This is a genomic window from uncultured Methylobacterium sp. (assembly GCF_964244095.1).
Lineage (GTDB): Bacteria > Pseudomonadota > Alphaproteobacteria > Rhizobiales > Beijerinckiaceae > Methylobacterium.
Window position 1 is genome coordinate 19,146 of sequence record NZ_CAXTHR010000043.1, and the last position, 9,973, is coordinate 29,118.

The 9,973-nt window shown below is 71.8% G+C and carries 10 protein-coding genes; 3 read left to right on the plus strand and 7 right to left on the minus strand.

Annotated features, from left to right (window positions below; all coding sequences use genetic code 11):
* Positions 1-44 precede the first annotated feature (44 nt).
* Positions 45-1,286, minus strand: a complete 1,242-nt coding sequence (locus ACFE86_RS09255) for an exonuclease SbcCD subunit D (RefSeq protein WP_375455038.1) — start codon at positions 1,284-1,286, stop codon at positions 45-47.
* Positions 1,287-1,584: 298 nt separating this feature from the next.
* Between ACFE86_RS09255 and ACFE86_RS09260 the strand changes: the two genes are divergently transcribed.
* Positions 1,585-2,364 (plus strand): endonuclease/exonuclease/phosphatase family protein, encoded by a 780-nt coding sequence (locus tag ACFE86_RS09260; protein ID WP_375455039.1) that lies wholly within the window; start codon positions 1,585-1,587, stop codon positions 2,362-2,364.
* Here ACFE86_RS09260 and ACFE86_RS09265 read toward each other — a convergent pair.
* A complete protein-coding gene (locus ACFE86_RS09265; protein ID WP_375455040.1) occupies positions 2,297-3,733 on the minus strand; it encodes a phospholipase D-like domain-containing protein in 1,437 nt (478 codons plus the stop codon). The two genes, ACFE86_RS09260 and ACFE86_RS09265, sit on opposite strands and share 68 nt — an antisense overlap.
* 510 nt (positions 3,734-4,243) lie before the next feature.
* On the opposite strand from ACFE86_RS09265, the gene ACFE86_RS09270 reads away from it, so the two are divergent.
* Positions 4,244-5,251, plus strand: coding sequence for a right-handed parallel beta-helix repeat-containing protein (locus tag ACFE86_RS09270; RefSeq protein ID WP_375455041.1), 1,008 nt, complete (start codon positions 4,244-4,246; stop codon positions 5,249-5,251).
* A 15-nt stretch (positions 5,252-5,266) separates the two neighbouring features.
* Here the strand turns inward: ACFE86_RS09270 and ACFE86_RS09275 are convergent, their stop codons facing one another.
* The 5 genes from ACFE86_RS09275 to ACFE86_RS09295 form a co-directional block, all read right to left on the minus strand.
* On the minus strand, positions 5,267-5,773 hold the full coding sequence (locus ACFE86_RS09275) for a CAP domain-containing protein (protein ID WP_375455042.1): 507 nt from the start codon (positions 5,771-5,773) through the stop codon (positions 5,267-5,269).
* Positions 5,774-5,897: 124 nt separating this feature from the next.
* Positions 5,898-6,113, minus strand: a complete 216-nt coding sequence (locus ACFE86_RS09280; protein WP_375455043.1) for a hypothetical protein — start codon at positions 6,111-6,113, stop codon at positions 5,898-5,900.
* A gap of 314 nt (positions 6,114-6,427) precedes the next feature.
* Positions 6,428-7,528, minus strand: coding sequence for an HD-GYP domain-containing protein (locus tag ACFE86_RS09285; RefSeq protein WP_375455044.1), 1,101 nt, complete (start codon positions 7,526-7,528; stop codon positions 6,428-6,430).
* Between the two features lie 169 nt (positions 7,529-7,697).
* Positions 7,698-7,913 (minus strand): hypothetical protein, encoded by a 216-nt coding sequence (locus ACFE86_RS09290; protein ID WP_375455045.1) that lies wholly within the window; start codon positions 7,911-7,913, stop codon positions 7,698-7,700.
* A 191-nt stretch (positions 7,914-8,104) separates the two neighbouring features.
* Positions 8,105-8,797: a GntR family transcriptional regulator gene (locus ACFE86_RS09295; protein WP_375455046.1), complete on the minus strand. Its 693-nt coding sequence runs from the start codon at positions 8,795-8,797 to the stop codon at positions 8,105-8,107.
* Between the two features lie 776 nt (positions 8,798-9,573).
* Between ACFE86_RS09295 and ACFE86_RS09300 the strand changes: the two genes are divergently transcribed.
* The coding region (locus ACFE86_RS09300) for an MFS transporter (RefSeq protein ID WP_375455047.1) at positions 9,574-9,973 on the plus strand (400 nt) is incomplete at its 3' end.

Below are 9,973 nucleotides of genomic sequence, written 5' to 3' on the forward strand. Positions count from 1 at the left end.
GCGATCCGGCGCGGGACGCCGCGACGGGGCCGTGTCCGCCCCGCTCAGCACGAACGGCCCGACAGCCGGCCCAGGATCACCGCCTCCGCCTCGGCGCAGAGGGCATCGAGGTCGGCGGCGAGCTCGGATTCCTCGCCGCCCGGCAGCTTGGCCGTGATCTCCGCGAGCGCCGCCACGGCCCGCGCCCGGAACTCCGGGTCGCGGTCGATCTCGGCGAGCAGCGTCGCCGGGTCGATGGCGGCGGAGAATCCGGGCGGTCCGTCGACGGCCCCGCGCGGGCGACGGGTCGCGATCGTCAGCGTCTCGAGCCAGATGTCGTCGTGGATGCGGTGGGCCGCGGCCTGGATCTCGGCGGTGAGCCCCTCCCGGTCCGCCGCGAGCCGGTCGTGGGCGGCCGTCGCGCCGGTCAGGTGCACGCGGACCGCGAGCAGACGGCCGTAAGCGATGTCCGCCAGGGGCCGCAGGGCCGCCTCGACGGCGGAGACGGCCTCGCGCTCGGTTCCGCAGCCGTCGAGGGCGACGCCGAGGTGGTGGAAGCGGGCGTGGTCGACGATGAGGCGGCGCACCCCCGTCACCCGGCCGTCGGCGACGTCGACGGCGACAGCCCCCTTCGGTCCGCATTCGCGGATGCTGCGCCCCTGGAGGTTGCCGGGGAACAAAATCCACGGGTCCTGCGACAATTCGAGGTATTCGTGGACGTGGCCGAGGGCCCAGTAATCGTAGCCGCGCGCCCGCAGGTCCGCGACAGAGCACGGCGCGTAGGTCGCGTGCGCGGCATGCCCGGTGCACGAGGTGTGCAGCACGCCGACGTTGAACCAGCCCGGCACGGCGGGCGGGTAGGTCAGCGACAGGTTCTCCTCCACCGCCCGGTTCGGGAAGCTGCGGCCGTGCAGCGCCACCTTGAGGCCGTCGAGGCGGTGGGTGTCGGCGCGCGCGGCCGGGAAGGTGCGCACGCCCTCGGGCAGGGTGATCGTCCGGGTGACCACGCTCTCGGCATCGTGGTTGCCGCGCACCAGCACCACCGGGATGCCGGCCCGGTCGAGCCGGGCGACCTGCCGGGCGAAGAACAGCCCGATCGCGTGGTCGGCCCAGTCGCCGTCGTAGACGTCGCCCGCCACGATCAGGAACGCCACCTGCCGCTCGATCGCCAGGGTCACGAGGTCCTCGAAGGCCCGGCGGCCGGCGGAGGCGAAGCGCCGCGCGATCTCGGCGTCCCGCGCGGCGAGCCCGGCGAGCGGGCTTCCGAGATGCAGGTCGGCGGCGTGGATGAACGTGAAGCGCGTCATGAATCCTGGTAGCCTCGCACGAGCCGCCCCCGCGCGGCCGGTTTCCGCCTCGGACGGACGTCGTGCGATGGGCGTTTCGTGGGACGCTCCGAGATCGGGGTCTCGACGCCGGGCTTTCGTCCGCGCGCGGGTTCGGATGGGCAACCGTTCTGGCGGTTCGGCGGCCGGCGCTCAAGGGGCGAGGACGGTTGCGTCAACAGGGCAACGGGATCGCACACCGCGCGTTGAGGCGCGGCGGTGCATGCGATGCATCGCCTCTCGTCCCCGCCCGAGGCCGTCAGGAATGCGAACGGCCCGAATGCCGCGATCCCCCGCCCCACAGGCTCCCCTCGGCCTCGACACCGTCGCGCAGGCACCGATCCACCAAGCCGACGCGGCTTCGGCCTCGCGCAAGATCGTGAGCTGGAACCTGCTCCGCCGCACCGGCGCGGCGGTGGGCAACGTCGTCGCGCTGATCGAGCAGGAGCGGCCGGACCTGCTGCTGATGCAGGAGGCGACCCGCGACATCGCCGGCATCACCGAGCGGCTCGGCGGCGCCTACGCCTGGGCCCCGCTGCCGGGCCGCATCCACGGGCTCGCGATGTGGAGCCCGACCCCGTGGCAGACCGCCCCCGGCATCGTGCGGCTGCCGTCCGGCGCCCTCGTCCACCGGGTCTGCCAGGTGCTGGATCTCGGCGATTTCGGCGTGGCCAACGTCCACCTCTCGCACGGGCAGATGCTGAACCGGCGCCAGCTCCGGCGGATCGTCGCGACGCTGCCCGAACGCTCGGCGATCCTCGGCGATTACAACATCGTCGGGCCGGCGCTGGTGCCGGGGTTTCGCGACGTCGGCCCGCGCCAGCCGACGCACGCGATGATCGACATGGTGCCGCTGCGCCTCGACCGCTGCCTCGTGCGCGGCCTCGTCTGCCGCGCGCACGCGGTGCTGCCGCGCGGCCCCTCCGACCACCGGCCGATCGTCGTCCACCTCGCCCCGGCACCCGCTGGCGACGGGCCGGGACGGGCGCGCCTCAGAGGTATGGCAGCAGCAGTCGCACGGCTGCGTCGCGCAGACGGACGGGAAGGGCCCTCGCGTTGATGGCGTCGAGCGTCAGCCGCGTCTCCATCTTGGCCCGCATGAAGGCGTCGAGCTGCGCGGCCAGCCCCGCGTCGTAGATCTCGACGTTCAGCTCGAAGTTCAGGCGGAAGCTGCGCATGTCCCAGTTCGCGCTGCCGACGAAGCACCACGCCCCGTCGACCACCAGCGCCTTGGAATGGTCGAAGGGCGGCGCGTCGAGCCAGATGCGGACGCCGTTGCGGATCAGCGGCCCGACATGGGCGCGGCTCGCCCAGTCGATGAAGCGGTGGTCGCTGACCGCCGGGACGATCACGTCGACCGTGATCCCGCGCTGCGCGGCGAGCGCCAGCGCGTTCATCACCACCTCGTCGGGCAGGAAGTAGGGGGTCGCGAAGCGGACGGAGCTGCGCGCGCAGGCCAGCGCCTGCAGGATCACGAACTCGATCTTCTCGACATCGGCGTCCGGCCCCGACACCACCACGCGGGCGACCGCCCCGCCGACGGGTTCGAGGTCCGGGAACCACGCCGGCCCGTCGAGCGCGCCGCCGTCGGCGAAGGCCCAGTCGGCGGCGAAGGCCAGCATCAGTTGCTCGACCACCGGGCCGGCGAGGTGGAAATGCGTGTCGCGGATCGGATGGTCGGGCCGCGCCTTGAGGCGGTTGAGCTGCGAGATGTTGAGGCCGCCGGTGAAGGCCTCGCGCCCGTCGAGGATCAGCAGCTTCTTGTGCGAGCGCAGGTTCAGGAACGGCATCCGCCACGGCAGGCCCGAATGCATGAACAGGGCGGCCGGCACGGCGTCGGCCCGCAGCCGCCGGTAGGCGGCGGCGCGGAAGTAGCCGCCGCCGATCCCGTCGATGATCACCCGGACCGCGACGCCCCGCGCCGTCGCGTCCTTCAGGGCGGCGCAGAAGCTCCGGCCGGTGGCGTCGTCGCGGAAGATGTAGCTCGACAGGGCGATGCTGCACCGCGCGTTCGCGATCGCCTCCAGCATCGCCGGGTAGGCCTCGTCGCCGTTGCGGAACAGGCGGACGCGGTTGCCGGCGAGCGCCGGCAGGCCGGTGATCCGGCGCACCGCCCTGTCCAGCGGCCACATCAGTTCGGGCACGACGGCGTCGTCGGTGTTGGGCGCGCCGGGCGCGGCGGAGGGCTTCGAGCGGAACTTGCGCGCGCGCCGCGAGACCCGGTTGATCCCGAACAGCAGGTAGAGCACGGCCCCGAACACCGGCGAGAGCCACGCCAGACCGATCCAGCCGACCGCGACGCTGACGCGGCGCTTGCGCAGGAGCACGTGGGCGGTGACGGTGAGCGCCAGCGCCGTGCCGACCGCGGCCGTGACGTCGGCCCGGAGATGGGCGGTGGCCCGAAGCCACCGGAGGAGCGCGTCTTCCAAGGTTCCATCCGTTCTCGGCGCCCTGGAGCGGATATCGCCGCGGCGCGGCCACGTCCACGCCACCGCAGGCGTCGCCCAGAGCCTGTTTGACGGGATTGTCCAACCCCTTCCCGCATCCTGAGGTACCGCGCAGCGGCCTCGAAGGAGGCCTCCAGGGATCGCAGCGGGTCCTGGAGGGCTCCTTCGAGGCCCCTTGCCCAGGCATGGCGCACCTCAGGATGAGGGGTGGGCAGGATGACGGGTTCTGTTCGACGGACCTCGGGACGGGCTCGGACGACCTTCGGCGCCCGCGGACGCGCCGGCGCGCCCCCGGTCTAGGCAACCTTGCGCGACGTGTCCCACGGTTCGCGGTAATGATGCGGCAACGAGAGATCGAGGCGGGCTTGCGTGGGCAACGCCGCGAAGGCCTGCTCGGGACCGTTCGCGCCCCGGCGGAACCAGGGCCTGCGGCATCCCGGCACCGCGCCGGGGCATCGCGAAAATGCCGCCGTCCTCCGGCAGGACGCCGCGATGATCGTCGCTCCGCCGCCGCAGCCCCCGGCCCTCGTCGAGCCCGCCTCGGCCAGGGCGTGCGACGCCGCGGCCCGTCTCCGCCTGCTCTCGCCCCCGAGCCCCGGCGACGAGACCGTGAGCCTCGCCTGCTCGATCCGCCTCGCCCCCGGCGACCACATCCTGCGGCGGGTGATCATTGAGGGGGCGGAAGCCTCCGGCGCCGAGATCGACTGCAACGGCGCGACGATCGGGCGGGCGGAGCCTCTGCCGACCCTGACCGAACTGGCGGTCGAGATCCGCTCGCGCCCGCCCGCCGGCGGCAGCGGTTCCTGGTCGAGCGGTTCCTGGTCCGGTGGCTTCTGGTCCCGGCCCTCCGGCGTCAGCCTGCGCAACTGCCGCATCCTCGGCCATGTCCGGGTCTGGGGCATGGGCGTCAACGGACAGGGGGCCGCCGTGAAGGCGTCCTCGCACGGCCTCGGCCACACCGCGCGGGCGCAGGCGGCCGCGCCGACGCAGGTGAGCATCCGCGATTCGACGATCACCGCGCTCGGCCACATCGCGCTCTACCTCGCCCCCGGCGTGACCGGCTTCACCCTGCAGGGCTCGACGCTGAACGGCCGCTCGGCCGCCGGCGCGATCTATCTCGACGCCGAGAGCGCCGACAACGTGATCGCCGACAACACCATCGCCGTCGACATCGGGCGGGAGGCGATCGCCGTCGACGGGTCGGCGCGCAACCGCATCACCGGCAACCGCTTCCAGCTCCACGGGCAGGGCGGCGTCCGGCTCTATCGCAATTGCGGGGAGGGCGGCACGGTGCGCCACCAGACGCCGTCCGACAACGTCGTCACCGGCAACGCCTTCTCCGGCGGCGGCGGCCTGTTCGGCCCGGAGGCGGTGGTCGTCAATTCCCGCGGCGGCTGGCGGCTCTATTGCGGGCAGGATGCCGGCTACCCGTTCGGCAGCAGCCTCGACGATTCCGACGGCGGCACCGGCAACGTCGTCCTGCCGAACACAATCGAGTAGGGTTCGCCGAAGGTGTCAGCCGCCGGCCATCACCAGCGCCCAGAATCGCTTGTAGCGGGTGCCCGGCGCGTCGACGCGGGCGATGCCGATCCGGCGGATCTGCGGGATCAGCATGTTGCGGTCGTGCTCGGGCGAGGCCTTCCAGCGGGCGAGCACCTGATCGAAGGTCTCGGAGCCGGCGCTGAGGTTCTCCGCCGACCATGCACGGGCGAGGCCGGCGGACGCCATCCGCGCGGCAAAGCCGCCGCCGACGTCGTGGCTGAGCACGCCGGCCCGCGCGTTCGTCCCGGCCTGTCGGGCGGCGGCCGTCACCAGCCCGGCATCGACCACGACCGGTCCGAGCCCGTGCTGCGCCCGGTAGCGCGAGATCGCGGCGGCGGCGGCCGTCTCGTCGAGGATCACGGGAGCGACCGGCCCGGCCGACTCGCCGAGGATCGTCGGCGTGCCGCAGGCGGACAGCGCCAGGGCAAGCACGCCGACGAGGGCGAGCGCGCGACGGTGGCGGGCGGCGGGGGTCTGCATCGGGGGGGTCGCCTGACGACGGGGTCGGCGCCCGCCTTGTGCCGGGCGATGCGGCGAAACCGGGGCGCGGACGCCCGGCAGCCGCGCGTGCGCCGTCGGATGTGCCCGCGCCGCCACGTCCGCGTCAGATCCGGGTGCCAGGGTCGCGCAAGGGCGCGCCGCAGCGCCACGCGGTGATCCGGTAGTCCGGATGCTCGCCGACCCAGCGGGCGAGCTGCGGCTGGGCGACGTGCTGGCAGGCGCGGGGGCCGGCGACGTCGAGCGGCAGGCGGCGCGCCTCGCAGGTGTCGGGGGCGTTCGCCATGCAGGCGGTGAAATACAGAAAGAACACGCCGCTCATCGCGAGTCTCCGCCGCCGCCGGCCGGCGACGCGTCGATGCTATCAGCAACGCGGCGGCGGTCGAGGCGCCGATCCGGCGCGGCGTTCACGTGAGCGTGATCGTGTCCGTCAGACCACGCCGCGCGGACATCGCCTCCCGTCGGCCGAGGACGCCTGCGCGCGGGAAAGACCCCGCACCGCGCAAGGACGCGCACGGCTCGGGCGCCGCGCTGGCCGGGGAGACGTCCTGCACGCGATCGGGCGGAGACCCCGATATCGCCTGCGCTCGATGGGCGGCCCGCTCGCCGGGGCGCGTCCGGAGCGCGGCGGCCCGATCAGCCGGTCGTCGCCGGCACGGCGCTCAGTACCACGGGCGCGAAGGCCTTCGTCAGCGCCCCGTCGAGGTGTCCCCGCACCCGTGCCATCGTCGCCAGGGCCTCCGGCGCCGCGACGGGCTGGCGATACGGCCGCCGCTCGGTCAGCGCCGAGAACACGTCGCAGATCGCGACGATGCGCACGAGGTCCGGAATGGCGCTTCCGCAAAGGCCGGCGGGATATCCCGTGCCGTCGATCCTCTCGTGATGATGGCGCACCACCGCGACGACCGCCGGCTCGAAGCCGCCCTGCGCGTCGAGGAGAGCCGCCCCGATATCCGGGTGCCGGCGCATCAGGCGCAGTTCCTCGGGGCTCAGGCGCGTGGGCTTGTTGAGGATCTCGGACGGGATGCGCGCCTTGCCGATGTCGTGCAGGAGCGCGGCCTTCGTCAGGCGATGATGGTCCGGGCGGCACAGGCCGATCCGCGCGCCGAAGGCGGCGGCGTAGCCGGCGACGCCGAGGGTGTGCTGGTAGACGCCCGAATCATGGCGCCACACCGTCGCGAGCCACGCGCCGATCCCCGCCTCCGAGACCGCGTCCAGAACGATCTCCGTCCCGCGGTCGGTGTCGGCCTGCTGGAGTCCGGCGCCGAGCGCCGCAGAATCGAACATCTCGGCGACGATGCCGGTCGCGGCCTCGCCGCGGGCCACGAGGCGCCTGTTCCGCTCCGCCGCCGCCTCGATCATCGCGAAGACGGCGGCGAGGATGGTCTCGTGCGACGCGCCCGCCGGGAGGCTGCGGGAGAACGGGGAGGGTGGTACCGGCGGGGACCCCGCGCGCCGCAGGACGAGGCGCGGGATCGGGCCGCCGCGCGCACGGTCTGCCTCCAGGAGGGCCCCGTCGACAGCCTCGGCGGACAGGTCGATGACGACGAGGTCCGGCCGCCGGCCGTCGAGGCGCCGCACGTCCGCGACGCCGCGGCAGGGCATCACCACGGCGATCCCGCGCGCGAGCGATCGCCGCAGGGCCGGGCGGTCGGAGATCAGGAGGACGAAAGGCTCCTCTCCGCCCCGGATGCCGGCATCCCGTACCACTGCCGGCACTCCATCGGTTGGCGCCATCAACGCTTCGTTGACGCTACACCGAAATTCATGCGTGAACCATTTCCGGTCGTCCGCCTCGCGGCACGATCCTGCCGGATTCCTGGCCGGGTTCCTGGCGGCCCTGCCGGCAATCCGGGCACCGGAAGGCTGCGCAGGCCGCAGGACGGACCGCCCCGGGTCATCGTCGTCAGGCGATTCGGGTGCGCCGGACGTCGGGCGCGGTCGCGTGGGTGCCGCGCGGGTCGGCACTGTCGGTGAGAACGTCGGCGAGCTTGACCACGAACAGGGCCTGGAGGCTGGCAAGACCGACGAAGATGGTGAGGCAGGCGATCAGCATGGCGAGATCCACGGTGCGTGTTGCAACGCAGAAGATGTCGTTGTGCAGTGCGATTTGGTATACCATACACCACATGCCGAACATGCGGAGCGTGCATGGACCTGCTGCGGCTCCGATCGTCCGTTCCGGTGCGATGCGTGAGGGGGTATGTGTCAGGCTCGGCCACCGGCGGGCCTCGGCGCCGATCCGTGCTTGATCGACCGCCGGGCGAGGGCGGATGCGTGCCGGCGCCGGTCACGGTCGAGGACGACCCGTCGTCAGTCGAGGTAGGCGCCGTAGGTGTCGACGTGGCATGCGAGGCCGATGCCGTGGCCGCGCACGAGGCGTTCGGCGGCCTCCACGTCGCGCGCTTCGAGGGCCTTGACGATGGCGACGTGCTCGCGGATCGAGTCTTCCGCGCGCGTGCCCTGGCGGAGCGCCGCGTTGCGGATGCCGCGCACGTGCATCAGCAGGTTGCTCGACAGATCGGAGATGACCGCGCACTGACCGAACGAGATGATGGTCTGGTGGAAGCGGATGTTGGCGTCCGAATACTCGTCGATGTGCTGGGCCGGCCGGCCCTCGTAGAATTCGGGAAACGCTTCGCGCAGCGACCGGAGTTCGGCATCGGTGGCGCGGGTGCAGGCCAGCCGGGCGGCCATGCTCTCCAGCGCCGCCCAGGCGTGGATCATCCCGACGATCTCCTTCTTGGTTTTCTTGATCACGAACACGCCGCGCCGCGCCTCGGAGCGGACGAAGCCCTCCTGTTCGAGAACCGTCAGCGCCTCGCGCACCGGGGTGCGGCTGACGCCGAGATCCTGCGACAGCTTGCGCTCGTCGAGGCGCACCTCGTCCGGGCGCCCGTAGATGTCGATGTTGGTGATGAAGCCCTTCAAGGCTTCGTAGGCCAGGGTGCGCAGGCTCGAACTGGCGACGATCGGCTTGATGCTGAGCGATTCCGGGTTCGACATGCCGTATCCAGTTCGTCCGCGCTCCCGTCTTTGGGTTCGACGCGCGACCGTTGCGTCGAACTAACCTAAACCTTGCCGCACGCCTAGAGCGCGCTCCGCCGAAGCGGACGCCGGTTCGTCGAGCGCGCATCAAGACGAGGATTTGAGGCCGTGCCAGATTGCAACGCGATCGGGCACGGCTCTCGGTGGGCACGATCCCTTCACAGGCTCGCCGCCGCGTGCCGGGCGGTCGTCACGGCATGAGGAGGTCCGGCGCGCGGAAGCACAAGGCCGACTCGGTTCACCACGTTCGGCGGGACTGGATAATCCTATCGCCAGGGTCTGTAATTTCGTTCCTGCCGTGTTGACAGGCTTGCGGATCGTACCGCAGAATAATTCTGGCATACCGTAGACCAGATACCGATATCGCGACCCGTCACCGCTCCTTGCCACGTCGACGCAGTTTTTTCCTTGACGAAGGCGGGGGATGAGGCTGCGTGGCGGGGCAGGAAACGTCATCAAGGACCTGGCGAGACCGAGGATCACGGTGACGATCCCCCTTCGGACCTCGGCAGCCTTGAATCGACGGGTGCCGTTCGCCGAGTGTCCGCGGTGTCGTGCCGTGGATCGTCCGCAGGTTCGCCGTGGCGGCGCACCGATCGGCGGTCGACGCTACCGATGCGACGACGACGGAATCAGTGCCGGAGAACCGGCCTCATAAAGATAGCTTCGGGAGGAGGACGACGATGAAAGCGGATACTCAAGAGGTTGGACGCGTAACCGACGGTTACCGATGGATGCAGTTGGCCCTCGGCGTCGTCTGCATGGTGATGATCGCGAACCTCCAGTATGGCTGGACGTTCTTCGTGCCCGACATCCAGAAGAAGTTCGGCTTCGACCGGGCCGCCATCCAGTGGGCGTTCACGCTGTTCGTGCTGTTCGAGACGTGGCTGGTGCCGATCGAGGGCTGGTTCGTGGACAAGTACGGCCCGCGCGTGGTCGTCCTGTTCGGCGGCCTGCTGTGCGGCATCGGCTGGGTGATCAACTCCTACGCCGCCTCGCTCAACATGTTCTATCTCGGCCAGGTCATCGCCGGCATCGGTGCGGGCGCGGTCTACGGCACCTGCGTCGGCAGCGCGCTGAAGTGGTTCCCGGACAAGCGCGGCCTGGCCGCCGGCATCACCGCCGCGGGCTTCG

What these genes read in the sequence shown, in the direction of transcription:
- ACFE86_RS09255 (WP_375455038.1), bottom strand. Translation starts at nt 1,286, where the DNA reads ATGACGCGCTTCACGTTCATCCACGCCGCCGACCTGCATCTCGGAAGC.
- ACFE86_RS09260 (WP_375455039.1), top strand. Translation starts at nt 1,585, where the DNA reads ATGCCGCGATCCCCCGCCCCACAGGCTCCCCTCGGCCTCGACACCGTC.
- ACFE86_RS09270 (WP_375455041.1), top strand. Translation starts at nt 4,244, where the DNA reads ATGATCGTCGCTCCGCCGCCGCAGCCCCCGGCCCTCGTCGAGCCCGCC.
- ACFE86_RS09275 (WP_375455042.1), bottom strand. Translation starts at nt 5,773, where the DNA reads ATGCAGACCCCCGCCGCCCGCCACCGTCGCGCGCTCGCCCTCGTCGGC.
- ACFE86_RS09280 (WP_375455043.1), bottom strand. Translation starts at nt 6,113, where the DNA reads ATGAGCGGCGTGTTCTTTCTGTATTTCACCGCCTGCATGGCGAACGCC.
- ACFE86_RS09285 (WP_375455044.1), bottom strand. Translation starts at nt 7,528, where the DNA reads ATGGCGCCAACCGATGGAGTGCCGGCAGTGGTACGGGATGCCGGCATC.
- ACFE86_RS09290 (WP_375455045.1), bottom strand. Translation starts at nt 7,913, where the DNA reads ATGGTATACCAAATCGCACTGCACAACGACATCTTCTGCGTTGCAACA.
- ACFE86_RS09295 (WP_375455046.1), bottom strand. Translation starts at nt 8,797, where the DNA reads ATGTCGAACCCGGAATCGCTCAGCATCAAGCCGATCGTCGCCAGTTCG.